Below are 25,108 nucleotides of genomic sequence, written 5' to 3' on the forward strand. Positions count from 1 at the left end.
TGATCCAAGACTGCGCTTTAGAAGCTTCGTTCCGGAATCGTCAGAATGTCCCCTGGTTGCATACGGTAGTTGGTTTTTATATTACCCCGGCTCAGGATATCGTCCAACCGAACCGGGATGGCCACTACCTCACCCTGGTATGGCCTGTAAAGCATTGCGTTGTTCAGTGCAGCGAAGGGATTAGCGCCCCCTGCGCTAAGCAGCATATCCAGTACAGTCATGCCGTCCCGATGTGGTAGTGAGATCGGGTTTGCAACCGCACCGGTTACGCGGACGCGATCAGTAAATTCATGACTGCCCATGGAGGTCACCACCACACTCACCTGGGGCTCCCGAATGAATCCGCTCAGATCTACCTCAATACTTCTGGCAAGCTCTTGCGGGGCGCGCCCGCTAGCCTGAACGTCACCTATCAAAGGAACCGAAATTTTGCCATCGGGGCGAATCGGAACTGACGTGCTGAGATCCGGATTACGCCAGACTGAAACCGTTACTACGTCGGTGGCGCCCAAAATGTAAGGCGGCGTATCACCACCAGTGTTCGAACTAAGAGCCGCCCTTATTTTCTCCGGCGATGATGACGGGGTTACCGCACAGCCGACGAGCAAAATAGTAGCAGCGAATGCTAAAAACCGCCCGAAACCTGAAAACTTCCGCAAAGATAATCTGCGCAACATCGATATGCCTCTCTGAATATGTGGGTCCATGCAATGTATCCATGTTCCGAACTGCGTGCTTCTCGGAACTACCTTGATCCTTTCTTGAACAATACCACTTCCACTGTTTGAATTATAATCAACAGATCTAACAAAACGCTCTGGTTCTTGATGTAGTAAAGGTCATACCGCAGCTTTTCGCGGGTATCTTCCTCGTTGTCAGCATAAGCAAAGCAGAGTTGCGCCCAGCCAGTCAAACCCGGCTTTACCCGGTGCCGCTCATTGTAAAGCGGGATAGCCTCAATCAATTGCTCCACAAATACCGGTCTTTCCGGCCGGGGACCCACAAATGCCATTGTACCGTTCAGTACATTGAAAATTTGTGGCAGTTCGTCGATTCTGACTTTGCGAATGAAGTCACCGACTCTGGTGACCCGCGAGTCATTCTTGCTTGCCCAGACCGCCCCGTTTTTCTCGGCATCCATGCCCATTGAGCGGAATTTGTGAACCTTGAACACGCGGCCATTCAACCCAACCCTCTCCTGACTGTAAAAGATTGGCGCTTTCAGGCCGTCTTCGACTTTTATTGCTATGGCTGTGAGAATCATCAAGGGCAGGCCCGCCAACAGCAAGGTAGCAGCGGCCAGTATATCCAGCGCACGCTTACCGAAACCCGAGACTGTGGAAACAGTAAAGCCGTCTGAAAAAACAAGCCAGCCATGGGTAATCATCTCAAGCGCCACCTTGCGGGATTCGCGCTCATAAAAGGTAGCACCATCGACAATTCGGACACCTTCCATTTTGCACTCAAGCAAGTCTTCCATAGGCAGACCCTTACGGCGGTCGTCGACTGCGACCACAATTTCCCGGATAGGATGGGCAAGAACATAGCTGTGCAGGGAGAGCGGCAGGTCTATCAGATGCTTTTCATCGATCTCGATAGGCTCGTCCGGTAAAGGGACAAAACCTGCCAGAGTGAAGCCTTTGCGATTAAAAGGTGTGTGGAGGTCTTCCAGTATTTGCCTGGCACGATGGCCGGCACCCAATACGAGCACATGGCGTTTGAACGCGTCAGCACTGACCAAAGAGAAAAACAGGGTGCGGAATATGCCAATCAGGAAAAACCCGAAAACCGACGCCGTCGTCAGCACCCCATCACCCGCCAGATACCAGAGCCAGTCTGAGGAAATCAGATAGGCCGCCCCGCAGAGAGGCAAACTGACGATAAGCCCCATAATCGTCCGCAGCATCATCCCGGACAAGCCTTCTTCCAACCGGGCCTGGTGAACGCCGAGGGCAATCATCACAATAATATTGACCGCTGAAAAAGCCACTGCCGAAGGCAACACAAAACCGAAATTCTCTGTAAAAAGAGGGGCGTCGCCAAAGTACCGGAAGAACACGGCGGCACTGAAGGCGAGCACAAGCACCATGAAATCGATCAGGCCTAGGATGACGAACGGCAGGTGTATGTAGTGTCTGAACAATCTGACGTGGGCCACGTCAACTCCTTGTGTGCTCACTCAATGTCTGGCAACGCGTCCGATGCTGAGGTTGTGCGATGAACGGCGATTGTACGGCAATTGAGAGGAACTTCAATCTACCTGTAAAGGTTAATAGCGTTAATAATTGTAAATTTATGCTTACAGTCGCCTGAGCGGCAGGGTCCGACGAACCTGAATTAGCTAAACGGTGTTCTTTAAAGATTACAAGTACCGTAATGGCCGTCGATATTTTTTACACCAGCCCACATGATAAAGCCCCAACTACTATCTAACCATGTGTTATTGAAAATTTTTTCATTGTTGGTATGGACATCGCGTTGAAGATCATTGCTTATGAGATAGACGAACTAAATTGGAAGACGTTTATTAAGGAAGTAATTGATTATGAAACTATTCTCTAAAGCTTTGTTGGGCCTTGCCCTTGTTGGCGCAGCCAGCTCTGCAAGTGCAACGCTGTACAAGTTTGAAGCTGCTTACGGCCTGACGAATGCCCAAGCGGCTGAAGCCGAATTTTTAGCCGGCTCATATAATCAAGTAAAAGAAACATTTAACGACTTTACAGGCCTCGGCGCATTCGGCCGCAGCGACGAGTACGACTCCTAGTGGCTGGACAGCAACGACGCAGACTCAGTGCTCTGGGATATCATCGATGGCAATTACAATGCCTTCGGCTTCTACATCTCTGACGCCAACGACCAGGGCGCATCCCTGAAGCTCGAATTTGATGATGGCACTACCGATGAGTTGCAACTGATCAGCCCAATGAACAACGGCAACATTGTCTACATCACCGTGTTCTCCGATGTGTTCTTTTCCAGGGCTTCGCTGGTCTTTGACAACGGCGCTGGCGACAACGACGGCTGGGCTATTGACAACGTAACACTGGCAAAATACCTGAGCCAGGCACACTTGCCCTGCTCGGCCTCGGCATGGTTGGTCTGACAGCAACGCTTTGTGCGAAACCCGAGGGTCTGAGGCCCTCGGTCTTTTTTGGCTTAAATTTGGGTGTCGAAGTATTTTAAAGTGGTTTTCAATTGGGCTCGGGAGTTGTGTTCATAAAAAATTCCGGCTGTGCCGGGATTTTTGGTATCAAGCTTATTGCAGCTATCTGATCAGGACGGCTTACGACGACTGAAACTCACCAGCCCAAACAAACCAAGTGCCATCAGCGCCAACGTTGCCGGTTCGGGAACCTTGACCAGTCCCATGGTCAGATTATCGATACCATAGTCATCGCTGTTGTTGGCACGGATACTGATGTCAGTCAGACCCTCTGCGTCATACAGGGAATCGTAATAAACGCCCCCGTTGTTTAGAGATGAGTTCCCAAGCAAAGAGAAAGCATTCCAAGTGCTGCCACCGATTTCAAACAGCCCCCCTGAGTCATTCGGATCTGTCAGGAAAAAACCGGCTGAGGTTTGGCCTGGCATCAGAGTGAGCGACATATCCTGTGCGTCGACGCTGTCCAGCCAATTATCACCGGAAATGGCAAAACGCCCTCCAAATTGGTTGTTGTCTGAATTCAGCACTGCGAGACCTTCGCTACAGGCCAGCCCTTGGCTGTTACAAACTCCGGAAGTTCCCTGCACGTTGCTGGTAAAAGTTCCTGTGCCCACCACGTTGTTGATGGTCAGACTTTGCCCAGTTGCACCTACTGTGTAACCAGAGTCAAAGGTCTCCGTTGTGTAACCGCCTTCGAGGCCTGCGAGAAAGTTGGCTTCGGCAGCTTGGGCGTCACTTAAACCCTGAGCACTAATGCTGAGAATCGGCGCAGCATGAACCGTGGCTACGGAACCAAGGGTTGCCAATACAACACCTGCACACAAATTATTTACTTTAGTGACAATCACTTAATGCTCCTTGAAACTTCATTCCGCTAATTTGCGTTATTCAGTCGTGAGGAGATGCAAATAAAGAGCCACATTTATAACACCATAGGTTATAACGAATTTACTATTAGTTAATATTTGGAATATAAAAAAGTGTAAAAAGACCTGACGAAAGTGTCTCCTGCAAAAGCCTGAATTTTACACTCAAGTCCTTTTTGAACCTCGTGAGCTAAATGACAAACATTGCCACAAATTCATGCACCGCAATGATTTCCAACGCTTTTTGATCCTTGCACAGATCAAAAATCTGCTGGCAGCGCTGAGCGGGGAATCGAGTAGCGAGGTTGTTGCGGAATTTATCCTCCAGCAGCGGAATCCCATCTGTCCGGCGACGCCTGTGTCCTATGGGATACTCCACGACAACATTCTCTGTGCTGGTGCCGTCTTTGAAGAACACCTGGATGGCATTGGCGATAGAACGTTTATCCGCCTCAAGGTATTCCCGGGTGAAACGTTCGTCTTCAAGGATCTCCATTTTCCCACGGACCTCATCAATGATCGGGTTGGCTTCGTGAAAACTGTCTTCGTATTGCTCCGCGACCAGATTGCCGAAGATAAGCGGCACTGCCGCCATATATTGCAGGCAATGGTCACGGTCGGCAGCGTTGGCGAGCTTGCCCTGCTTGGAGATAATGCGAATGGCGGACTCGTGGGTCGTAATGACGATCCTGTCGATGTCCTGCAACCGGTCCTTCACTTCCGGATGAAGAGTTACAGCAGCCTCGGCCGCAGTCTGAGCATGGAATTCGGCCGGAAAGGAGATTTTAAACAGCACGTTTTCCATGACGTAGGAGCCGAAGTCCTGGGGTAACGAAAACTGGCGCTTGTCTTCAGGCTTCAGCTTCTGATCTTTATTGGTTTTATTGAACAGCACATCATAGAAGCCCCACTGGGGCGCAGTCAGAACTCCGGGTATGCCCATTTCCCCCCGCATCGCAATGTCCGCCAGCCGAACTGCGCGGGATGTCGCATCCCCTGCTGCCCAGGATTTCCGGGAGCCGGCGTTCGGGGCATGACGATAGGTTCGCAAGGCCTGGCCATCTACCCAGGCATGAGACAAGGCTGACAGCAACTGCTCACGGGTCGCTCCCATCAGCTTTGCTGTCACGGCAGTCGAAGCAACCTTTACCAGCACTACATGATCCAGCCCCACGCGGTTAAAGGAATTTTCCAGCGCCAGTATGCCCTGAATTTCATGGGCCATGATCATGGCCTCCAGCACGCGCTTCATGGTCAACGGGGGCTTGCCTTCCACTACCCGTTTCTGGGACAGGTGGTCTGCCACTGCCAGGATGCCACCCAGGTTGTCCGAAGGGTGGCCCCACTCTGCGGCAAGCCAGGTATCGTTATAATCCAGCCAGCGAATGATACAGCCGATATCCCATGCAGCTTTTACCGGATCAAGGCGGAAGGATGTGCCGGGCACACGGGCGCCATTTGGAACGGTGGTGCCCTCCACTATTGGACCGAGGTGTTTGGTGCATTCGGGAAATCGCAAAGCCAGCAGGCCGCACCCGAGAGTATCCATCAGACAGTTTCGAGCTGAATCCCAGGCTTCCGGACTGTCAATGTTGTAGGTGAGGACGTAATCAGCAATCTTTTGCAGGACGTCGTCGTAGTCCGGGCGGGCGTTCTGATCGACATTAGAGGTCATAATCTCTCCCGTTTTCGGCTGTGTGAATATCGAAACTTGTAGTAGATACAGTAGTCAGTATAGCGGTGGCAAAGGCAATAGGCATATCCACAGGAGCTCTTGGAATACTGCACTCCTTCATAGCCATGATCTTCAAACCCGGGATAACGCAAGCCTAACGCGTCCGTATGCTTTACATGTCAATTACGAAGCAAATTTTTTCTGAATAACTATGAGCAAGTTACGATTAGGCATGTTTATTTCTTTATGGCTGGGAAGCAGAAACACACGAAACGGAGAACATCAAAATGAAAAAAAGGAGTTTCCTGATTCCTTTGTCAGTTTTATTGGTCGCAGCAACTGCACCGACGCAGGCCGCTTTGATTACGGCTACCAATTCCAACGGCGGAGTTGCTGACGGCTCGGCGATTGAACGCTCCGTGTATATTGCGGATTCCGGTGAAATCACCGACGTCAATATCACCGTCAGCTGGAGCAAATGCGGAGCCGGAGTGACCAACAACTTGTTGTGTGCTGGTAATGGTGCTTTTCCTTTTCCGGACGAGCCTTCCATGAATCTCACTGGGCCTACTGGTGCAAATACCGTGTTATTCCCAGCGAGCTTCTTCACACTTAATATCACCACTGCCGATGATAATGGCGGGGGCCCCGGTCCTGTTCCTAGCCCTGCCCCTGAGCCAGGCACCCTTGTGCTTCTGGGCCTGGGACTTGCGGGAATCGGGCTGGCTCGCCGCCGCAGGCCATTCTGAATTTACTGTTCATAGCAATAAAATCCCCTGGCACTGCTCCAGGGCTTTCTTATTGGCGAGAAGGCGGCATTGAACCCTAATTTGCAGCATAACTCTGGCGGTAGCGCTGGTGCAGAATCCCCACACGCTTCACATAGGCACGGGTTTCAGCAAAGGGAGGCAAACCACCATAACGCGCCACGGCGCCAGGGCCGGCATTATAGGAGGCAGTGGCCAGCTTGATATCGCCATTGTGAATTTTCAGCATCTTGGCAAGGTAATTTGCCCCGCCCCGGATATTCTCAGCCACGTCCATCGCGTTGCTGACACCCAGCTCATCAGCCGTACCCGGCATCAATTGCATCAGGCCTTGGGCGCCCTTTGAGGACAAAGCCCTCGGATTAAAGGCCGATTCAGCATGAATCACCGCTCGGACCAGGGCGGGATCGACGTCGAACTGCTGCGCAGCCGTTTCGATCTCTTCCTGATAGGGAGTTACGTAAAGTCGGGTTTTGTGCCAGTCCACCTTGGACTCTGGCTGGCAGGCGTAGCATTCAAAGCGAATGACATCGAAATCGACACCGATTGGACGTACTTTGCTGAACGCCAATACACCATCATTGTTCTGGTATCGGTAAATGGTTTCTTTTTTGGTACTTGCCAGCGGCGCCTGCCTGGCTGCCGGTAGGTTGGTGAACTCCACACTGCCATCCGGATGCTTAACCCGCCGCACAGTATCGGCGAAAGCCAACTGTGGGGCGAGGAACACCAATAACATACCAATGACCAAAGGGCTGGAAGCTTTGACGGCAAGATTCATTCGGGCCTCACAGGTGCTGGTCTTCGTGAGCGCTGGCCGGCGCTTTCGCTCATCTCTTACGCTTATCTCTTACGCTTATCTCTTTCGGTTATCTATAGTGTCGGTAAATCTGAACTGATTATAGTACCGAAAGCCGCTCTGGGAACGGAACCCGTCAGCAATTCAACCACTGATATCGAACGAATCTCCAGGCACTCTCACCCAGCCTTCCATCAACACCCGGGCGCTGCGGCTCATAATCGCTTTTTTCACCGTCCATTCACCATTCACCTGGGTGGCCTCTGCGCCAACTCTCAAGGTGCCGGAAGGATGACCAAAACGCACGGCGGTGCGATCTCCACCACCGGCGGCCAGGTTAACCAGGGTTTCCGGTACCGCCGCGGCGGTACCAATGGCTACTGCCGCAGTACCCATCATGGCGTGGTGAAGCTTACCCATCGACAGTGCGCGCACCAGCAGATCAACCTGATCGGTAGTGACCTGCTTACCGCTGGAAGACACATACTCCGCCGGTTTGGCAACGAAGGCGACTTTTGGGGTGTGCTGGCGATTGGAAGCTTCTTCAATGGTGCTGACCAATCCCATACGCACCGCGCCATGGACACGGATAGTTTCGAACATGGCCAGCGCTCTGGGATCGCTATTGATCGCGTCCTGCAACTCGGCGCCGGTGTAGCCAATGTCTTCCGCATTCACGAAGATAGTGGGAATGCCAGCATTGATCATGGTAGCCCGGAGAGTGCCAACACCGGGCACATCCAGATCATCCACCCGATTGCCCGTCGGGAACATGGCGCCGTCGCCATCGGCCGGATCCATGAATTCAATCTGTACTTCAGCAGCGGGGAAGGTAACGCCGTCGAGCTCGAAATCCCCGGTTTCCTGCACTTCCCCGCTGGTAATGGGAACGTGGGCGATGATGGTTTTCTGGATGTTGGCTTGCCAGATCCTCACCGTTACCATGCCGTCTTGGGGGATACGGGCGGGATCAATCAATCCGCTGGTGATGGCAAAAGCGCCGACTGCTGCGGACAGATTGCCGCAGTTGCCACTCCAGTCCACGAATGGCCGGTCGATGGAGACCTGACCGAACAGGTAATCCACGTCGTGGTCCGGCACGGTGGGTTTGGACAGAATGACGGTCTTGCTGGTGCTGGAGGTAGCACCACCCATACCGTCAATCTGCTTCTCGTAGGGGTCGGGACTGCCAATCACTCTGAGCAATAGCTGATCCCGGGCTATGCCAGGAGTCCGGGCTGCCTTGGGCAGATCATCCAGGCGGAAGAAGACGCCCTTGCTGGTACCTCCCCGCATGTACGTTGCGGGGATCCTGATCTGTGGTGCGTGGGTTTTGGTCTGGCTCATCATCGACTCCTCAGGCAACGGCTTCCGATTCCAGGAAATCCTGCGCAAAGCGTTGCAGTACGCCGCCGGCTTCATAGATTGACACTTCTTCCTGGGTATCGAGGCGGCAGGTCACTGGCACCTCCACGCTTTCGCCATTTTTGCGGTGGATGACCAGCGTAAGTATGGCTCGTGGCTTGTAATTGCCTACCACGTCGTAGGTTTCTGTACCGTCCAGTTGCAGCGTGTGGCGAGTAACGCCAGCATCGAATTCCAGCGGCATAACACCCATACCGATCAGGTTGGTACGGTGGATGCGCTCAAAGCCTTCCGCAGCAATGGCTTCCACGCCAGCCAGGCGCACGCCTTTGGCGGCCCAGTCACGGGAGGAACCCTGCCCGTAATCGGCACCTGCCACGATGATCAGCGGTTGCTTGCGGCTCATGTAGGTTTCGATCGCTTCCCACATGCGGGTGACCTTGCCTTCCGGCTCGAGTCGCGCGTAGGAGCCCTGCCTGACGTCACCCTTGTCGTCACGAACCATTTCGTTCATCAGCTTCGGGTTGGCAAAGGTCGCACGCTGGGCGGTCAGGTGATCGCCCCGGTGCGTGGCGTAGGAGTTAAAATCTTCCTCCGGCACACCCATCTTGTGCAGGTATTCCCCGGCGGCGCTGTCCATCATGATGGCGTTGGACGGTGACAGGTGGTCGGTGGTGATATTGTCCGGTAGCAGTGCCAGCGGGCGCATACCTTTCATGGCGCGCTCGCCTGCTAAAGCACCTTCCCAGTATGGCGGACGGCGGATATAGGTACTTTGTGGACGCCATTCATACAACGGGTCGACCAGCGCCTGGGGGTCCCGGCTGAGGTCGAACATGGGAATGTACACATCCCGGAACTGCTGCGGCTTGACGCTTTGCTTGACGATGGCGTCGATCTCTTCGTCCGCCGGCCAGATGTCTTTCAGGGTGATGGGATTGCCATTCTGATCGTGGCCGAGGGCATCTTTCTCGATATCGAAGCGGATGGTACCGGCAATGGCGTAAGCGACCACCAGAGGCGGCGATGCCAGGAAAGCCTGCTTGGCGTATGGATGAATCCGGCCATCAAAATTACGGTTACCGGACAACACGGCCGTGGCGTAAAGGTCACGGTCGATCACTTCTTTCTGGATAACCGGATCCAGCGCGCCACTCATGCCGTTACAGGTGGTGCAGGCAAATGCCACCACGCCGAAACCGAGAGTTTCCAGTTCCGATAGCAGGTTGGCGTCTTCCATGTACATCTTGACGGTTTTGGAACCTGGCGCCAGGGAGGATTTCACCCAGGGTTTGCGGGTGAGTCCCAACTTGTTGGCGTTACGTGCGATCAGGCCGGCAGCCACCATGTTGCGGGGGTTACTGGTATTGGTACAACTGGTGATGGCAGCAATAATGACAGCACCGTCGGGCATTTTGCCCTCTTCTTTTTCCCACTTGCCGGCCACACCGCGGCTGGTCAGCTCAGCGGTAGGCAGCCGTGAGTGGGGGTTGGACGGCCCCGCCATTGTGCGTTCCACCGATGAAAGATCAAACGTCAGTACCCGCTCATACTCGACATTTGTCAGCGTGTCAGCCCACAGGCCAGTCTCTCTGGCGAACTGCTCCACCAGTCGTACCTGCTCGTCTTCACGGCCGGTGAGTTTGAGGTAATCCGTGGTTTGCTCGTCAATGTAGAACATGGCAGCCGTAGCGCCGTATTCCGGAGTCATGTTGGAGATTGTGGCGCGGTCGCCAACCGTCAGCCTGGAGGCACCTTCGCCGTAAAATTCAAGATAGGCTCCGACCACCCGTTCCTTTCGGAGGAACTCGGTCAGCGCCAGCACCAGATCGGTGCTGGTAATGCCGGGCTGCATTTTACCGGTGAGCTCTACACCGACGATGTCTGGCAGGCGCATATAGGAGGCACGGCCCAGCATCACACTTTCGGCTTCCAGGCCACCAACGCCGACCGAGAGGACGCCCAGGGCATCGACCATCGGAGTGTGGCTGTCGGTGCCGACACAGGTATCCACAAAGGCCACGCCATCACGCACCTGGACCACCGGCGACATCTTCTCCAGATTAATCTGGTGCATGATGCCGTTACCTGGGGGAATCACATCGACATTCTTGAAGGCGGTCTTGGTCCAGTTTATGAAGTGAAAACGGTCGTCGTTACGACGGTCTTCAATGGCGCGGTTCTTTTCAAAGGCATCTTTTTCGAATCCGGCGTGCTCAACAGCCAGGGAGTGATCAACGATCAGCTGGGTGGGTACCACCGGGTTAACTTTGGCAGGATCACCGCCCTTCTCGGCAATGGCATCCCGCAGACCCGCCAGGTCCACCAGCGCGGTCTGACCGAGGATGTCGTGGCATACCACACGGGCTGGGTACCAGGGAAAATCCAGGTCCCGCTTGCGCTCGATCAATTGCTTGAGAGCATCCGTCAGCATGGCGGAATCACAGCGCCGTACCAGATTCTCCGCCAGCACACGGGAAGTGTACGGGAGTTTGTCGTAGGCGCCGGGCTGGATCGCATCGACAGCTTCACGGGTGTCGAAATAATCGAAATCGGTGCCGGATAAGGGCTTGCGGTAGTCGGTGTTCATGGCTAGAGACTCAATTAAAGAAGAACATTTTGGCGCCGCTGAAAACATCAGAGCGGGCATGCAGCGGCAGACAGATCATTCAGGGGCGTTCGTCGATGGGCACCCACTTGGAGTCCGACGGCCCGGTATAGTCCGCGCTCGGGCGAATAATACGGTTGTTTTCACGCTGTTCCTTCACGTGGGCGGTCCAGCCGGAGACCCGGGACATCACGAAGATCGGTGTGAACAGTTCGGTAGGAATACCCATGAAATGATAAGCCGAGGCGTGGAAGAAATCGGCGTTGCAGAACAGCTTCTTCTCCCGCCACATAACTTCTTCACAACGCACTGACACCGGGTAGAGCACCTTGTCTCCGACCTCCTCAGCTAGCTTCTCGGACCACTTCTTGATGATGCCGTTGCGCGGGTCGGAGTCGCTGTAGACGGCGTGCCCGAAGCCCATGATTTTTTCTTTGCGCTCAAGCATTCCCAGCAGGCCCTTCTCTGCCTCGTCCGGCGTTTTGAAACGCTGGATCAGTTCCATGGCTGCCTCGTTGGCACCGCCGTGCAAGGGGCCACGAAGGGTGCCGATGGCGCCGGTCACGCAGCTATGGATGTCCGACAGCGTGGAAGCGCAAACCCGGGCAGTAAAGGTAGAGGCGTTGAACTCATGCTCGGCGTAAAGAATCAGCGACACGTTCATGACGCGCTCGTGGAGCTCGCTGGGCTTGTTGCCGTGGAGCAATTCCAGGAAATGTCCACCAATAGAATCACAATCACCATCGGTTTTAATGCGGACGCCGTCGGTGACGAAGCGGTACCAGTAACAGATAATACTGGCGAAAGCCGCCAGCATGCGGTCAATCTTGTCGTCCTGCTCGCTGAAATCCCGTTCGGTTTCCAGATTGCCCAGCATCGAGCAGCCGGTGCGCATGACGTCCATCGGATGAGCATCTTTGGGGATCAGCTCGAGCACAGACTTGAGTGAGTCCGGCAGGGTTCGCAGACCACTCAGCTTCTGTTTATAGGCATCGAGCTCCTGACGGTTGGGCAGCTTGCCCCGCAGCAGCAGATAAGCAATTTCTTCAAACTGGGCGTTCTCGGCGAGGTCGGCGATCTCGTAGCCACGATACGTCAGCCCAGCGCCGCTTTTGCCGACGGTACACAGCGCGGTTTCGCCCGCAACCTGGCCGCGAAGGCCCGCGCTATTCTGTTTTTGCTCAGCCATTGTGTTCCCCTTTGAATTTTTACGATGTCGTATTTTAAAAGGTGCGGTCTCGGCCGATGGCCTTGGCGCTAATCTCTCTTCGCGACTGAAGTCGCTCCTACAATATTGCCCAAGACCCGTAGGAGCGGTTTCAACCGCGATCTTTGTTGTTGACGGTCGCCTCATTTCGCGACTGAAGTCGCTCCTACAATTTGCCCGAGCACCGGGTCCACCCTGTAGGAGCGGTTTCAACCGCGATTCTTTATTCAGACGAATGTTACTTCTTCTGCTGAAATAACTGGTCCAGCTTCTGTTCAAATTCATGGTAATTCAGGAAATCATACAGCTCCATGCGAGTCTGCATTTTGTCTACGACGTCTTTCTGGTCGCCCTTGGTCAGAATGTTCTGGTAAACCTCAAGGGCTGCCTTGTTCATGGCGCGAAATGCGCTCAGGGGATACAGCACCATGGCAGCACCGGCGTCTGCGAGCTCTTGCCGATTGTATAAAGGTGTCGCGCCGAATTCGGTGATGTTGGCCAGGATGGGCGCATCAACAGCGGAAGAGAACGCCTTGTAATGCTCGAGCTCGGTCACCGCCTCGGCAAAAATGCCGTCGGCACCGGCTTCTATACACGCCTGGGCACGGTCAATGGCGGCATCCAGCCCTTCCTGCTGGAAGGCGTCGGTGCGGGCCATTATAAAGAAGTCTTCGTCTTCCCGGGCATCTACACAGGCCTTGATGCGATCTACCATCTCGTCTTTGGAAACAATGGCCTTGTTGGGCCGGTGCCCGCAGCGTTTCTGTGCCACCTGGTCTTCAATATGGACGGCCGCAGCGCCTGCACGCTCCATCTGCTGAATGGTACGGGTAATGTTGAAAGCCCCGCCCCAACCGGTATCGATGTCTACCAACAGCGGCGTATCGGAGGCATTGGTAATGCGACGAACATCCTCAATCACATCGTTAAGTGATGTCATGCCCAGATCCGGCAAACCATAGGATGCATTAGCCACGCCGCCGCCTGACAGATAAATAGCCTGATGCCCGACTTTCTCAGCCATCATGGCGGTGTAGGCATTGATGGTGCCGACAATCTGGAGGGGATGGTTATCTTTCAGCGCCTTACGGAAACGGGCACCGGGTGATGGTTTATGAGACATAGTGGAGCTCCTGTGGTTATAGGGTCAGGTCTTCCGGAAAGCCTTCAGATATCCAGAACACCGTCTCTGATTTTCTGTTCTATGTTTTTTCTGGCGGCATTGATGTGTCTGCGCATCAGGAATTCAGCCAGTTCACCGTCCCGCTGGGCAATCGCTTCAGCAATGCGCCGATGCTCACCCAAAGCTTTCTGCGGCCGGCCGGCCGAAGTACTCAACCGGTAGCGGTACATTCTGACCATGTAGTACAGGTCACCCAGCAGCATCTGTGCAAGTTTGGCATTCCGGCTGCCGGTGGCAATACGGTGGTGAAAATCGTAGTCGCCTTCACCCTGGTAATACGCCTGCCCGTGGGCTTGCTCGATCATCGCTTCGTGGCTGTCCAGGGTGGCGTGCAAATCGGCAATCTCTGCGTCAGTCATGCGTTCGGCAGCCTGTCGCGCGGCCAGACCTTCCATGATTTCGCGAATGTGATACAGCTCGATAAGCTCATCCGCGCTGACCGACACCACCTTTACCCCGGCATGGGGACGGCGCACTAACAAGCCCCGGGATTCAAGCCGACCTAAGGCTTCCCGCAATGGCCCTCGCGTCAGATTAAAACGCGCACACAATTCAATCTCGCCAATTTTCTCACCAGGCGCCAAATCGCCTTTTACGATAGCGGTTTGCAGAGACTCAAAGGCATCGTCTGCCCTGGTTTGGGACTGAATTGTCGCGTGCATGGTTACTTTTGTTAACAATATGGGATTTATAAGCGAAAAATTTACGCCTTACCGGCCAGATTGTCAACAATCCGTGAGGCTGCGCATATCATCAGCACACGGTGCGTGCTCCCTCATTACCAGCATTTCCAAATTGGAAGCTGGTGTTTTCCGGCCTCCTGTTTGTTTAAAAAGTCCGGTACACTTAACAGTTCAATAGCTCCAGCTCTGCCCCGTCATGTTTTTTGATAAGGATGCCAAAATGATCAAAAAGTGCCTTTTCCCTGTTGCCGGCTATGGAACCCGCTTTCTCCCTGCCACCAAGGCGATGCCGAAAGAAATTCTTCCGATTGTTAACAAACCTCTGGTGCAATACGGGGTTGAAGAGGCTGCTGATGCCGGGATACACGAGTTCGGTTTTGTAACAGGCCGCGGTAAACGTGCCATTGAAGATCACTTCGACATCAGTTATGAGCTGGAACACCAGATCGCCGGGTCCGGCAAAGAAGACCTGCTGGCATCCATTCGCGACCTGATTGATAACAACAGCTTTGCGTTTACCCGTCAGAACGAGATGAAAGGCTTGGGACACGCGATCCTTACTGGCCGCAATCTTGTGGGTGACAACCCGTTTGCGGTGGTACTGGCCGATGACTTCTGTGTCGCAGATGGCGCCGAAGACGGTGTTCTGGCGCAGATGGTCAAGCTTTACAGCCAGTTCCGGTGCTCCATCGTTGCCATTGAGGAAGTGCCGGCTGACGAAACCCATAAATACGGGGTTATCGCGGGCGAGTCCATGAAGGACGGGCTTTACCGGATTACAGACATGGTCGAGAAACCGGCACCAGAAGATGCCCCCAGCAACCTGGCGATCATCGGTCGGTATATCCTGACACCGGATATTTTCGACATTATTGAACGCACGCCCCCGGGTAAAAACGGCGAGGTGCAGATTACAGACGCGCTGTTGGAACAAGCCAAGAATGGTTGTGTGCTGGCCTACAAATTCAAAGGGCGTCGTTTTGACTGCGGCAGCATTGATGGCTTTGTAGAAGCAACAAACTATGTTTACGAGAACATTTATAAAGCCGGTAAGGACACCTCGGCAAGTGGTAGCAAAAAAGCGAAGAAGTGATCTGCCGTGAATTTGGCATTGGCCTGATTCGCGACTGAAGTCGCTCCTACAATATAAAGTTAGCCTCAAGTTTTGGCGTTCCTTGTAGGAGCGGTTTTAACCGCGAATTTTTTAAGCGGTCAACGATTCAGCAATTGCATGACCATGCGCTGATTTTCGTTGGTGTTTATGCGGAAGCGGCGTAGCAGTTCGGCTTCGTCTTCTGTCAGTTGCAGGCGTCCGATTTCTTTTTCGAGCTGGACGAGACACTCGTTCAGGTCAGCTCCGTTGCCGAAGGTCAGGCCGGGCAGTTCGAGCTGGCCTGCATCGACCAGGCCTTCAAAATCCAGCAGGATTTCAAGGGTTGTTCCGGTCCTGAGACAGAGATCCATCAATTCGATGACGCCCGGGTAACTTCGGCGCCTGGGGTCTGATGACTCCCAGCGGTCCACCTCAGCTTCATCCACACTGCATATGCGGGCAACATCTGCTCGGGAAAGTTTAAGGTTGTCCCGCAGGTGCTTTAAACGTCGATGAAATGACTGCATGTAACGCATAACTGCTCGCCCTCGATAACTCCACTGTCAAACACACCAATGTGCCCGCTCAAACGGCGCCGGTTACGTTCATTATGGATTCGACCAGTTCGGGCTTCTGCCCTCTTGCGCAGCTTGCTGCGCTTCGGCCGGATCACCGCTGTCTATGATCTGCTCCAGCCAGTCGCGCTCAGCGGCAAAGCCGGTTTCCAACGGCCTCATGCGCGCATGTTCTATCAACTGCTTGGCGGCACGGCTCGCTTTCGGGCTCTGGCGCACTGCTCGCTTAGCCCACTGAGTGGCACGAAGCACCACTTCTCCGACAGCGGTAACCTCGTCCACCAGGCCGATTGACAGCGCCTCCTGAGCGTCGAGGGGTTCTTCTAACAGGATGATCCGCTTGGCCCGGGACTCCCCCACAAGTCGGGGCAGCAACTGGGTGCCCCCACCAAATGCCAGCCGCCCGGCGGAACCGGTTGTAAACTGGAATCGAGCGGTATCCGCACACACCCGGAAGTCACAATTGAGCGCCAGTGCAACGCCTTCATTGTGCGCATCTCCGGTGATCGCAGCCAACGTCACCCCAGGAAATCTTCTGAGGGCGCTAAAGGCCTGAGCGAACAAGCGACCGAGATTGGCCCCTTTTAACGGGTCTTTTATGGCCAGAATATCCGGGTCCAGGCCGGCAGAAAACCAGGCATTACCACGCCCTTCCCCGGACTCCTCCGCCATTATGATCAGGCAACGGCAGTTTACCTCGCGGCCCAGTGCCAGTATGTGGTTGTGAAACTGCTCCAGCATTGTCTCGGACCACTCATGACGGGGCGGATTTGCAAGCCCCAGTGTGGCAATCGCACCCTCCTGAGTAACCGTGACCTGATGTTCATCTTGCAAACCGGGACACTCCCTGAAAAACATTCTAAAGTTAAACCATTACAACTCAGCAAAAGGTGTTTGGCAATCGAGCATTAAATACCCCGAAAAGTGATTCGCTGACGTTTTTGTTCGTATCTTTTGACACAGTTATCCATAGGCATGGAACGAATGGCAGCAGATACAATTGATGTTTCAACTGCGTGGCAACTCATTCAGGAGTCGGTTAACCGTCAGAACACCACTCTGGTCCTGCCCGGCACGGGACAATCTGCCCTGACACTTGGCGCCAGATCGGAGTGGCATTTATGCCTGCCCGCCACCGATGCTGCGAAGGGTCTTTTCACTTTGTTCCTGCCTCTTTGCCGACCCGTCAGTGCCCTCCGAAATCAGCATGTTGTCGCTCAGCTGGGTCAAAGTCTCGATGGTCGCACGGCCACTAAATGCGGCGCCTGTCAGCTGATCAACGGTGTTGATGGCATTGCCCACCTTCATCGCATCAGAGCCCTGTCGGATGCCGTGGTGGTGGGCGCCGGTACGGCCACTGCGGACAACCCGCAGCTTACCGTTCGCAAGGTTGAGGGTGTGAACCCGGTGCGGGTGGTCATTGATCCAAGAAAACGCGTGCCCGAAGGCCATCACCTGTTTACCGACGAACAAGCCCCAACACTGCGACTTGTGAGCGGCACGTTTGCACCCGGGTCAAAACTGTTGCCAACAAAAGGCGTCACCGAAGTGCCTTGCCTGCCCCCGGCCGGTCAGCCTGGTGATCCCGCCCTGATATTGTCAGTGCTGGCGTCCTTCGGACTGAAGCGGGTGTTTATCGAAGGTGGCGGACTGACCGTCTCCAGTTTTCTGAAAGCCCGTTTGCTCAACCGCCTGCATGTCATGGTCGCCCCGATGATTATTGGTAGCGGCCAGCCTGCGTTTTCACTACCGGAAATCGATTCGATTGATCAGGCTTTGCGACCTGCGGCCACCATGGTCAACCTTGGTTCGGATATGTTGTTTGATCTGAACTTTGACCAACCCTGCTAGCCCCGGCAATCAAGACCCCCGCGCCTGGCAAGCTGGATACCAGAACCAGCAGGCCATACGCAACGCTCAACGCGACCCCCTGCTCTGCAGGCAGGCCTGCCAAGGGCCACAACAGGGCCGCCGCCCCCTCGCGCACGCCCCAGCCCGCAATCGTAACCGGCAACATCATGGCCAACAGCAAGCCTGCACTCAGGGGCAGCAGGTGGTGCAGCTCCATAGTCGCCCCTGGCGACGCTCTGAGGTCCTGACCCTGAGCCAATATTGCAAAAACTGCCAGATAGGTAGCCACTACCAGCACTGAGCTGACGAGCTGGATCAGCACTGAGGAGCGATTAAACAACGAGAGCCTGAGTGCCTTTGCGCCGTGCCCGGCGAAGCGTGCAAGTGGCCTACGGTAAACCATCCCGGCTGCCACCAGTATCAGCACAGCCAGTATCAACACCGGCAATGATGCACTGGTGCTCACAGTTCGAGAAACCAATCCGGCGCTAACGTCCGCAAACGGCCAGAATGCAACCAACAAGATCCCGGTGACCAGCGTCAATGCCAGCTGCCCGGAAAGCCGCTCAATCATTACCGCGTGCAGGGCGGAAGTGCGGGCGTTGGCATCCGTGCCATGGCGCAAGGCACGGTTAACGTCTCCCAGTACACCCCCAGGCAAGACCTGATTGATAAAGGTAGCCAGATAATATTCGGAGACTGCTTTGGAGAAGGGTAATTCGAGGTTCAGGCGCAAGGCAGTGTAACGCCAGCGCCATGCTGATAATCCTACCTGTACGATGGTTACCGCCAGAGCTGCAACCCAGAATGCCGGGTCAATCATCGCCAACTGACTAACAATGGTTTTGCTGTCCAACGACGTGATAACAATGCCCAGCAACAACGCGGTGATCAGCCAGCGCATAACGGGGTGCGACAACCAGCGTGGCATCGCGTCAGTGCCCCGGCAGCGCAAGCAGGTCCCGGTGATGCACCGAAACCACCAGATCACCCCTGGTGATGGACAGGGTGCGATCTTCAAACCACTGCCGGATGCGACCGGCATACTCCGGCATCTGCTCCACAGCCGCATCCCGATAGCCCTTGAGCAAGGCGAGCTGCAGACACTGGTGATCTGACCCCAGCCGCCACACGCTGGAGGCCTCGCTGACAACGGCCCCGCGAGCCTTCATCAATCGCTCCAGAATACTGGCGGCCTCGGGGCCCAATGCCTGCCCTAGTCCCTTGTCCCGAGCCTGGTGGGCATTGAGGGCCTGTTGAATCAATTCGTCATCGGGGTGGGCCAGGTTACAGCCGAATTCACCGGCGTAGGACAGCACGATCAATAAGGCCGTGTGGCGGGCGATGACGGCGTCAGCCAAGGCCTCGAGCCACGGCTCCGACACCAGATCGATCAGTGCCGAGGCCGTCACCAGATCAACATTCTGAGGTAACACCTCGCTCAGGTTCGTGGCAGTCAGCCGAACCAGCTGATAATCCGCATGAACAGTCGACGCGCTCTGAGGAAGATGCTTGATGGCGTGAGTCAGCAACCGTTCATCCTGGTCCAGCAGCAACCAACGTTGGGGAACAGCCAGTCGGGGGGCAAGGTAACGGCAATTCGACCCGGAACCGGACCCCAGGTCAACGATCTCGACCGCCCGTCCGGACTCATTAAAGCGATGACTTAACCAATCCGCCAGCTGACTGGTGAGGGTAACGTCCCGGGCTTCATGGTCAGCACTTTCCCGCAAGGCCAGCCAGTCACCATCAAAAACACTGTGGTCAAGAGCAGGTTGTAAGAGCGCTTCGACCGCCGTTTTGAATGCTGTCCCGGCCTGCAGCCAGGAAGTCAGTTGTAGCCTGGAAGCTCGGGCGTGATTCCGAGCTTGCAAAAGTGAATCACGCTCTGCGATCCAGGACTTCAGGCAGCTCTCCAGGTCAGCCACCTGCCCTGCCACGTACTGTTTTATACCTGGCCGGTCAGCGGTTTGAGCCAGCGCACCGCCGTCCGAGGATATCACCGGCAGGGCCCGAGCCAATGCTTCGTCAATCACCATGCCGTAACCTTCAAACAAGGACGGCAGGACAAATATATCCGCCCTGTCAAAACTCCGGGCCAGCTCTTTATCGTCCATTTCTCCGGCCAGGACGATGCGGTCCTGCAGATCCAATTGCTCAATCTGTGACTGCAAATCCCGGGCGTATTCCGGGGCCCGGTCAGGAGATCCCGCCAGCGTGCATTGCCAGGGCAGTTTTTTTATTGCTGCGAGAGCTGACACCAATTGATCCTGGGCTTTTCTGGGTGACAGCGTGCCGACTGAGAACAACTGAACCGGACGGTGCGCTTCCGTGGCGGCCAACGCAGGTGCCTCGGGGAAGACATCGACACCGGGCTCGACGGTCTGGATCCGATCAGCGGCCACGTCGTACCGGACCAATTCCTGAACGGTAAAATGACTGGTTGTTATAACCCCCTCGACATGACCCAGGGCAGCCTTCTCGCTGGCGAACAGGCCTTGCCGTGACTCTTCATCCAGGCCGGTTTCATCGGCCAGGGGGTGATGCACAAGTGCTATCAGATGCAATCGACCGGCATGCTTTGCCAGGGTCTCAGGCAACCCGCCCATAGCCAGCCCGTCTAGAATGGCAACAGAGTGTTCAGGTAGCGCCTGCAACGTGTTGTCCATCGATCGGGCGGCCACCGCATCAGTTTCCGGAAATCGGCCCTCCAGGCCGATCAGGTCTACCGATTGCCCCATATCCAGAAGCGCCGACACTATGCGGCGCACGTAGGTGTAACCGCCGGTTCGTTGATCGGGGGTGCCGGGTACTATGAACGTCCAGGGCTGGGTCATGAGAATGCCTTTGTCAGAGCTCGCTCCGGTAACTTGCCCAGGCAACATGGGATTCGCCAAGTGTGACTTTCAGTGCACTCAGGCCCTTGCCGGTTGCCCCGAGAGCGTTGGCCTTGATGGCTGCTTTCATGCGGTCAAACACCACCTTTGCCATCACTTCGGTGGTGGTATTGCGGCCCGCCAGGGCCGGCAGTTCATCCAGATTCTTCATGTTGAACTCAGCCAGGATCGTTTTGAGCTGTTCGCTGGCGAGGCCGATATCAACGATCAGGTCGTCCTGGTCCAGAGCCTCCCGCTCAAAGCTCACATCTACTACATAGGTGGCGCCATGTAGGGCCTGAGCCGGGCCGAAAATTTCGCCCTTGAAGCTGTGGGCGATCATCATGTGGTCTCTTACGGTCAAACTGTACATAGTGGCTCCTGCTAAATAGTGATCCCGGCTGAATGGTGGTTTTTGGTTAATTAACCGCGGTTGCCGGTGGATAAATGATTCGATGGCAAAGCTCTGAACTGCCCGCCTGGCTCAATACGGCCATGGTTTGGGGCAACTCCTCAAACTGGCTCTCGCCGCTGATCAGGGCATCCAGGGCCGGGTCGGACAGCAAGGACAGCGCCAGTGACAGTCGGTCCCGATAGTGCCAGCGGGGAGCCTGGGCCGGGCTGATACTGCCAACCTGACTGGAACGAAGTGTCAAACGGCGCGCATGAAAAGCCCGCCCCAAAGGCAGAGTTACGTTCTGGTCGCCGAACCAGCTCATCTCGATAATCCGCCCTTCCTGGCCGGCCAGCTTCAGGGCGGTAACCAGCCCGTCCGGATGACCGCTGGCATGGATCACCAGGTCGTGATCCTGCAGGTCGGTCCGGGTCGCAAATCTGACGCCGAGGGAATCGAGCAATGGCAGGCGCTCGGCATTGATATCAATAGCCGTCACCCGGGTGCCCGGAATTTTGTTGGCAAGGTACGCCATCAGCGTTCCCACCACACCACAACCCACCACGGCAATACGATCACCGACTCGGGGTGATGCATCCCAAAGGCCGTTTACGGCAGTCTCCATGTTGGCTGCCAGCACGGCGCGATGAGCCGGCACGTCGTCGGGTAGCGGAAGGACAGCGTCCGCTGGTACCCGGTAGCGGGTTTGATGGGAATAAAGACAGAACACCATTTTACCGAGCAAAGAAACGGGGCCGGCGATCACCTTACCCGCATTGGCATAGCCATGGCGTACCGGATACGGAAACTCTCCGGCCTGGAAGGGGGCGCGCATTCGATGGTATTCGCTTTCCGGCACTTTGTTGAGAAAGACCAGGCTCTCTGTGCCCCGACTGACACCGGAATAATGGGTTTCCACCTCGACCATCTCGGAGTCCGTGTCTGGTTCGCTGGCTAGTGGTGTTGCCCGAATTTCTCCGGCGGCAGCCCCCGTAACCCAGAAGGCCTCTGGGGTATGGGTTGGGGTAAGTGCCGTGGTCTGTTCAGCGTGTGCTTTTGACATCAAGCCTCCCTTGCTTACGAATTTGCAGTTACCAGCCCATCTGTTCGAAGGCGCAGGCCGTAAAATCTTTGTAGTCAGTGCCGCTATACTACCCCAATAGCTTACGTGCAGAGGCCGGAATGGATTCTATTAGGATCAGGACAGATGCGAATTGTCAGCGTGCCAATCTGGTGCCGGAATTAAGTATCGGCCTGGTACTGGTATTTGCCTTCCTGTTTTTGGCTGATTTTGCGTTCATCGGCGACGTCTCCGTTAAATTAACGGTCTACGGCCTTGCGGCAATCTTCTATACCATTTTTGCGGTGCTCGTCCTTAAGGGCTGGCAGACGGGACCAGCCTATCGGGACTTTGGCTGGGCCAATCGCGTCACGCTGTTGCGTGGCGCCCTGACCGTTACGCTCGCTACGCTGGCCTGGTTTCCGGATATTCTGTCCGAAGTGGCCTGGCCTTTCGCCCTGACAGGCCTGGCCATTCTGCTGCTGGACGGTGTTGATGGCGCCATCGCTCGTCGGTCAGGTTTCAAGAGCGATTTTGGCGCACGGTTTGACATGGAGCTGGACGCCCTGCTGATTGTCGTTTTATGTATTGCACTTATTAATCTCGACAAAACCGGGCTCTGGGTGCTGGCCCTGGGCATGATGCGCTATGCTTTTATTATCGTCGGCAGGCTCTGGCCTGTGCTGCAGTTACCGCTGCCAGAGAGTTTCCGGCGCAAAACCGTGTGTGTCTGGCAGATCGCCACACTGATGATTGCGATATTGCCGATGGTCAGCGTTGAATTTGCCTTCTGGACACTGGCGTTGGCACTGGTTCTGCTGGTGTACTCGTTTGCGGTAGATACTGCCTGCCTGGTGCGTCATAGACGTTCGAACATAAGCCAGAATACCGACTCACAAACAAGGAGCGCAACATGAAGTTCTCCACTGATCTGCTAACCCCGGCAACGCTCGCCACCGTTCTGGCCATGGCCCCGATAACCGCCTCAGCCGAGCCCGCCAGCTATACCATTGATGACGAACATTTCTCTATCAGCTTCCAGGTCATGCACCTTGGCTTTGCTAATGTAATCGGGATGTTTACCGAAGCTGAAGGCTCTTTCGAATACGATTCTGAAACCAACGACATCAGTGCTGGCACGGTCACGATCCAGGCGGACAGCGTCTTCACTAACCACAAGCGAAGGGACAACCATCTGCGTAAAGAGGACTTCCTTTACGTGGATGAATATCCGGAAATCGTGTTCACAGTGGGTGACTTTGAACCCACCAGCGATAAGACCGGCAAGCTCTCTGGCAACCTGGAACTGCGTGGCGAAACCAGACCGGTCACTCTCGATGTCACCTTTAACAAGGCTGCAGAATACCCCTTCGGTCATGAAAAATTCACCGTAGGCATCTCTACCGAGACCACCATAAAACGCAGTGAATGGGGCATTACCTATGGTTTGAATATGGTCGACGACGACATAAAGCTGCAATTTGAGCTGGAAGCGATCAAAGACTGAACAGACATGTGACCAGCGTTACAGTTGGTGCTCGTAATTGACCAGACCTCGACTTCGAGGGCTTAGACCCGCCCCGGGTGTCCGGCAATCATCTGGTTATCCCTTTCCGGTTCGACGCCCGGGAAACCGGCGTTTATACAACAAGCGCGCCTGGTGGCAATGGTGGGGTGCTGGAGACCGATATATTGAAGTGCCGGGCTCTGCCAGCACGGATATGTCCCCCCTGGTCTATAACACTCTGAACAACTGATTCTGTAACTACTTGGTGGCCCAGGGACGGGCCATTGGCGAAACAACCCTGCCCCAACGAGCCCGCCCGGGCCTTGTGCCTGAAACTCTTCGAGCTTCACCTATCGGGAAGTACTTCGCTTGCTATTCATGTTAGGATTTCAGCCTGTCCTGCTGCTTTTACCTTGTGCCCGGAGCGCCCCTGAATGGCCATGACTGACGCTCGCAAATCCGACTTGTTATTGCTGGTTTCTACGTTGCTGGCAGCGATCAGCTGGATGTTCTCCAAAGAGGCCGTACAGTTGATGCCGCCCCTGATGTTTATGGCGGTTCGATTTCTGATGGCCGGGAGCATTCTGGCCCTGTTGGCGCATCGCCACCTGAGAAGAATGTCGGCGGAGCAACTGATCCAGAGCGTAAGAGTCGGGCTGGTGTTTGGTATCGCCATGAGTTGCTGGGTGACGGGCCTGTTTCTCGGCACCCATCTCGGTGAAGGCGCCTTTCTCACCAGCCTGGGCGTGGTGATCGTCCCGATCATCGCCCGGGTGTTGTTCAAGGAGGCGCAACCTGCCAGTACCTGGATTGCCATTCCCGTTGCCGTGAGTGGCCTGGCGCTGCTTTCGCTGGAAAACGGCTTCCGGCCGGAATTGGGACAACTCTTCTTCATATCCGCGGCCTTTATTTTTGCGCTCTTTTTCACCCTCAATACTCGCGCCGCCAATAACCGCATGGTGACAAACCGGGCCGGCGAAACCCGCCAAAAAGACCGTGTGCCCGCGCTACCTCTCACCGCCGTTACGCTTTTGACAGTCGCTCTGGTAACAACGCTGCTCTCTGCCCTGCTGGAACCCTGGACACCGACCCTGAGTGGCCTTTCCATGGCCCTGGCCTGGTGGGTCACTGCCAGTGCGGTGATCGGCACGGCGGGGCGGTTTCTGGTGCAAACCTATGCCCAGAGCCTCTCCGTCCACAGCCACGGGGTCGTAATCCTGATTGTTGAACCGGTCTGGGTGGCCCTGTTTGCGGCAGGGTGGTTTGATGAAAGCATGACGGCAACCCAACTTGGTGGCTGCGCCCTGATATTTGCCGCCCTGCTGATCAACCGCTGGACTGTTGTCAGCAGAGCGATCAGGAGTTGGGTAAAGCATTCGCGAATCGGGGCAAATTAACCGGAAAATTAATAAAGTGGTTGACCGCCCCGGCCCGGA

General features: G+C 55.2%; 24 protein-coding genes and 1 pseudogene. 9 read left to right on the forward strand and 16 right to left on the reverse strand.

Annotated features, from left to right (window positions below):
• Positions 1 to 17: 17 nt before the first annotated feature.
• Together F6Y09_RS09910 and F6Y09_RS09915 are read right to left on the reverse strand one after the other, a co-directional pair.
• On the reverse strand, positions 18 to 707 hold the full coding sequence (locus F6Y09_RS09910; RefSeq protein WP_425481831.1) for an XrtA/PEP-CTERM system exopolysaccharide export protein: 690 nt from the start codon (positions 705 to 707) through the stop codon (positions 18 to 20).
• A 38-nt stretch (positions 708 to 745) separates the two neighbouring features.
• Positions 746 to 2,158, reverse strand: a complete 1,413-nt coding sequence (locus F6Y09_RS09915) for a TIGR03013 family XrtA/PEP-CTERM system glycosyltransferase (protein ID WP_152206772.1) — start codon at positions 2,156 to 2,158, stop codon at positions 746 to 748.
• Positions 2,159 to 2,545: 387 nt separating this feature from the next.
• Between F6Y09_RS09915 and F6Y09_RS09920 the strand changes: the two genes are divergently transcribed.
• The 3 genes from F6Y09_RS09920 to F6Y09_RS20845 are packed head-to-tail and all read left to right on the forward strand — an operon-like array spanning position 2,546 to position 3,183.
• The gene (locus F6Y09_RS09920) at positions 2,546 to 2,764 is read left to right on the forward strand and encodes a hypothetical protein (RefSeq protein ID WP_152206773.1); all 219 of its coding nucleotides are present in this window, start codon (positions 2,546 to 2,548) and stop codon (positions 2,762 to 2,764) included.
• 27 nt (positions 2,765 to 2,791) lie between these two features.
• Complete coding sequence (locus F6Y09_RS09925; RefSeq protein WP_152206774.1) at positions 2,792 to 3,103, forward strand: hypothetical protein; 312 nt, start codon at positions 2,792 to 2,794, stop codon at positions 3,101 to 3,103.
• Positions 3,076 to 3,183: a hypothetical protein gene (locus F6Y09_RS20845; protein ID WP_425481842.1), complete on the forward strand. Its 108-nt coding sequence runs from the start codon at positions 3,076 to 3,078 to the stop codon at positions 3,181 to 3,183. Before F6Y09_RS09925 ends, F6Y09_RS20845 begins: the two co-directional genes overlap by 28 nt.
• A 90-nt stretch (positions 3,184 to 3,273) precedes the next feature.
• On the opposite strand, the gene F6Y09_RS09935 is transcribed toward F6Y09_RS20845, so the two are convergent.
• Together F6Y09_RS09935 and prpD are read right to left on the reverse strand one after the other, a co-directional pair.
• On the reverse strand, positions 3,274 to 4,011 hold the full coding sequence (locus F6Y09_RS09935; protein ID WP_152206775.1) for a PEP-CTERM sorting domain-containing protein: 738 nt from the start codon (positions 4,009 to 4,011) through the stop codon (positions 3,274 to 3,276).
• A 208-nt stretch (positions 4,012 to 4,219) separates the two neighbouring features.
• Entirely contained in the window at positions 4,220 to 5,704 is a 1,485-nt protein-coding gene (gene prpD, locus F6Y09_RS09940; protein ID WP_152206776.1) for a 2-methylcitrate dehydratase, read from the reverse strand.
• Positions 5,705 to 6,369: 665 nt separating this feature from the next.
• On the opposite strand from prpD, the pseudogene F6Y09_RS20850 reads away from it, so the two are divergent.
• A pseudogene (locus F6Y09_RS20850) lies at positions 6,370 to 6,453 on the forward strand (PEP-CTERM sorting domain-containing protein); the annotation flags it as partial.
• 76 nt (positions 6,454 to 6,529) lie between these two features.
• Here F6Y09_RS20850 and F6Y09_RS09950 read toward each other — a convergent pair.
• The 6 genes from F6Y09_RS09950 to F6Y09_RS09975 form a co-directional block, all read right to left on the reverse strand.
• Complete coding sequence (locus F6Y09_RS09950; protein ID WP_152206777.1) at positions 6,530 to 7,252, reverse strand: lytic transglycosylase domain-containing protein; 723 nt, start codon at positions 7,250 to 7,252, stop codon at positions 6,530 to 6,532.
• A gap of 162 nt (positions 7,253 to 7,414) precedes the next feature.
• Positions 7,415 to 8,617: a 2-methylaconitate cis-trans isomerase PrpF gene (gene prpF / locus F6Y09_RS09955; RefSeq protein WP_152206778.1), complete on the reverse strand. Its 1,203-nt coding sequence runs from the start codon at positions 8,615 to 8,617 to the stop codon at positions 7,415 to 7,417.
• A 10-nt stretch (positions 8,618 to 8,627) separates the two neighbouring features.
• On the reverse strand, positions 8,628 to 11,225 hold the full coding sequence (acnD, locus tag F6Y09_RS09960; RefSeq protein ID WP_152206779.1) for a Fe/S-dependent 2-methylisocitrate dehydratase AcnD: 2,598 nt from the start codon (positions 11,223 to 11,225) through the stop codon (positions 8,628 to 8,630).
• A 79-nt stretch (positions 11,226 to 11,304) separates the two neighbouring features.
• Positions 11,305 to 12,432, reverse strand: coding sequence for a bifunctional 2-methylcitrate synthase/citrate synthase (gene prpC / locus F6Y09_RS09965; protein WP_152206780.1), 1,128 nt, complete (start codon positions 12,430 to 12,432; stop codon positions 11,305 to 11,307).
• A 256-nt stretch (positions 12,433 to 12,688) separates the two neighbouring features.
• Complete coding sequence (gene prpB, locus F6Y09_RS09970; RefSeq protein WP_152206781.1) at positions 12,689 to 13,573, reverse strand: methylisocitrate lyase; 885 nt, start codon at positions 13,571 to 13,573, stop codon at positions 12,689 to 12,691.
• Between the two features lie 44 nt (positions 13,574 to 13,617).
• Positions 13,618 to 14,295, reverse strand: a complete 678-nt coding sequence (locus tag F6Y09_RS09975; RefSeq protein ID WP_152206782.1) for a GntR family transcriptional regulator — start codon at positions 14,293 to 14,295, stop codon at positions 13,618 to 13,620.
• A 241-nt stretch (positions 14,296 to 14,536) separates the two neighbouring features.
• On the opposite strand from F6Y09_RS09975, the gene galU reads away from it, so the two are divergent.
• Complete coding sequence (galU, locus tag F6Y09_RS09980) at positions 14,537 to 15,409, forward strand: UTP--glucose-1-phosphate uridylyltransferase GalU (RefSeq protein ID WP_152206783.1); 873 nt, start codon at positions 14,537 to 14,539, stop codon at positions 15,407 to 15,409.
• Positions 15,410 to 15,528: 119 nt separating this feature from the next.
• On the opposite strand, the gene F6Y09_RS09985 is transcribed toward galU, so the two are convergent.
• Both F6Y09_RS09985 and F6Y09_RS09990 read right to left on the reverse strand, forming a co-directional pair.
• Positions 15,529 to 15,936 (reverse strand): helix-turn-helix domain-containing protein, encoded by a 408-nt coding sequence (locus F6Y09_RS09985; RefSeq protein ID WP_246180458.1) that lies wholly within the window; start codon positions 15,934 to 15,936, stop codon positions 15,529 to 15,531.
• Between the two features lie 81 nt (positions 15,937 to 16,017).
• Entirely contained in the window at positions 16,018 to 16,818 is an 801-nt protein-coding gene (locus F6Y09_RS09990; RefSeq protein ID WP_179959397.1) for an enoyl-CoA hydratase-related protein, read from the reverse strand.
• A gap of 150 nt (positions 16,819 to 16,968) precedes the next feature.
• Here F6Y09_RS09990 and F6Y09_RS09995 point away from each other — a divergent pair, with 150 nt between their 5' ends.
• Positions 16,969 to 17,835 carry a RibD family protein gene (locus tag F6Y09_RS09995; protein ID WP_152206786.1) on the forward strand — a complete coding sequence of 289 codons (867 nt, stop codon included), beginning with the start codon at positions 16,969 to 16,971 and terminating at the stop codon, positions 17,833 to 17,835.
• Here F6Y09_RS09995 and F6Y09_RS10000 read toward each other — a convergent pair.
• The 4 genes from F6Y09_RS10000 to F6Y09_RS10015 are packed head-to-tail and all read right to left on the reverse strand — an operon-like array spanning position 17,783 to position 22,168.
• On the reverse strand, positions 17,783 to 18,766 hold the full coding sequence (locus tag F6Y09_RS10000) for a lysylphosphatidylglycerol synthase transmembrane domain-containing protein (RefSeq protein WP_152206787.1): 984 nt from the start codon (positions 18,764 to 18,766) through the stop codon (positions 17,783 to 17,785). The two genes, F6Y09_RS09995 and F6Y09_RS10000, sit on opposite strands and share 53 nt — an antisense overlap.
• A gap of 4 nt (positions 18,767 to 18,770) precedes the next feature.
• A complete protein-coding gene (locus F6Y09_RS10005) occupies positions 18,771 to 20,672 on the reverse strand; it encodes a glycosyltransferase (RefSeq protein ID WP_152206788.1) in 1,902 nt (633 codons plus the stop codon).
• 13 nt (positions 20,673 to 20,685) lie between these two features.
• Positions 20,686 to 21,084: a 6-pyruvoyl trahydropterin synthase family protein gene (locus F6Y09_RS10010; protein ID WP_152206789.1), complete on the reverse strand. Its 399-nt coding sequence runs from the start codon at positions 21,082 to 21,084 to the stop codon at positions 20,686 to 20,688.
• 46 nt (positions 21,085 to 21,130) lie between these two features.
• Complete coding sequence (locus F6Y09_RS10015) at positions 21,131 to 22,168, reverse strand: zinc-dependent alcohol dehydrogenase (RefSeq protein ID WP_152206790.1); 1,038 nt, start codon at positions 22,166 to 22,168, stop codon at positions 21,131 to 21,133.
• A 119-nt stretch (positions 22,169 to 22,287) separates the two neighbouring features.
• Here F6Y09_RS10015 and F6Y09_RS10020 point away from each other — a divergent pair, with 119 nt between their 5' ends.
• The 3 genes from F6Y09_RS10020 (at position 22,288) to F6Y09_RS10035 (ending at position 25,069) form a co-directional block, all read left to right on the forward strand.
• Positions 22,288 to 23,082, forward strand: coding sequence for a CDP-alcohol phosphatidyltransferase family protein (locus F6Y09_RS10020; protein WP_152206791.1), 795 nt, complete (start codon positions 22,288 to 22,290; stop codon positions 23,080 to 23,082).
• The gene (locus tag F6Y09_RS10025; RefSeq protein ID WP_152206792.1) at positions 23,079 to 23,672 is read left to right on the forward strand and encodes a YceI family protein; all 594 of its coding nucleotides are present in this window, start codon (positions 23,079 to 23,081) and stop codon (positions 23,670 to 23,672) included. Before F6Y09_RS10020 ends, F6Y09_RS10025 begins: the two co-directional genes overlap by 4 nt.
• A gap of 440 nt (positions 23,673 to 24,112) precedes the next feature.
• Positions 24,113 to 25,069: a DMT family transporter gene (locus F6Y09_RS10035; RefSeq protein ID WP_152207008.1), complete on the forward strand. Its 957-nt coding sequence runs from the start codon at positions 24,113 to 24,115 to the stop codon at positions 25,067 to 25,069.
• The last annotated feature ends 39 nt before the right edge of the window (positions 25,070 to 25,108 follow it).

Origin of the sequence: Marinobacter changyiensis (genome assembly GCF_009193265.1) — a bacterium.
In the GTDB taxonomy this organism is placed as follows: domain Bacteria; phylum Pseudomonadota; class Gammaproteobacteria; order Pseudomonadales; family Oleiphilaceae; genus Marinobacter; species Marinobacter changyiensis.

Coding starts and splice junctions, on each gene's coding strand:
- F6Y09_RS09975 (WP_152206782.1), bottom strand. CDS start 14,295: ATGCACGCGACAATTCAGTCCCAAACCAGGGCAGACGATGCCTTTGAG.
- F6Y09_RS10010 (WP_152206789.1), bottom strand. CDS start 21,084: ATGTACAGTTTGACCGTAAGAGACCACATGATGATCGCCCACAGCTTC.
- F6Y09_RS09985 (WP_246180458.1), bottom strand. CDS start 15,936: ATGCAGTCATTTCATCGACGTTTAAAGCACCTGCGGGACAACCTTAAA.
- F6Y09_RS10025 (WP_152206792.1), top strand. CDS start 23,079: ATGAAGTTCTCCACTGATCTGCTAACCCCGGCAACGCTCGCCACCGTT.
- F6Y09_RS10005 (WP_152206788.1), bottom strand. CDS start 20,672: ATGACCCAGCCCTGGACGTTCATAGTACCCGGCACCCCCGATCAACGA.
- F6Y09_RS09950 (WP_152206777.1), bottom strand. CDS start 7,252: ATGAATCTTGCCGTCAAAGCTTCCAGCCCTTTGGTCATTGGTATGTTA.
- F6Y09_RS09920 (WP_152206773.1), top strand. CDS start 2,546: ATGAAACTATTCTCTAAAGCTTTGTTGGGCCTTGCCCTTGTTGGCGCA.
- acnD (WP_152206779.1), bottom strand. CDS start 11,225: ATGAACACCGACTACCGCAAGCCCTTATCCGGCACCGATTTCGATTAT.
- prpC (WP_152206780.1), bottom strand. CDS start 12,432: ATGGCTGAGCAAAAACAGAATAGCGCGGGCCTTCGCGGCCAGGTTGCG.
- prpB (WP_152206781.1), bottom strand. CDS start 13,573: ATGTCTCATAAACCATCACCCGGTGCCCGTTTCCGTAAGGCGCTGAAA.
- F6Y09_RS10000 (WP_152206787.1), bottom strand. CDS start 18,766: ATGCCACGCTGGTTGTCGCACCCCGTTATGCGCTGGCTGATCACCGCG.
- F6Y09_RS09995 (WP_152206786.1), top strand. CDS start 16,969: ATGGCAGCAGATACAATTGATGTTTCAACTGCGTGGCAACTCATTCAG.
- F6Y09_RS10020 (WP_152206791.1), top strand. CDS start 22,288: ATGGATTCTATTAGGATCAGGACAGATGCGAATTGTCAGCGTGCCAAT.
- galU (WP_152206783.1), top strand. CDS start 14,537: ATGATCAAAAAGTGCCTTTTCCCTGTTGCCGGCTATGGAACCCGCTTT.
- F6Y09_RS10035 (WP_152207008.1), top strand. CDS start 24,113: ATGACTGACGCTCGCAAATCCGACTTGTTATTGCTGGTTTCTACGTTG.
- F6Y09_RS09910 (WP_425481831.1), bottom strand. CDS start 707: ATGGACCCACATATTCAGAGAGGCATATCGATGTTGCGCAGATTATCT.
- prpF (WP_152206778.1), bottom strand. CDS start 8,617: ATGAGCCAGACCAAAACCCACGCACCACAGATCAGGATCCCCGCAACG.
- prpD (WP_152206776.1), bottom strand. CDS start 5,704: ATGACCTCTAATGTCGATCAGAACGCCCGCCCGGACTACGACGACGTC.
- F6Y09_RS10015 (WP_152206790.1), bottom strand. CDS start 22,168: ATGTCAAAAGCACACGCTGAACAGACCACGGCACTTACCCCAACCCAT.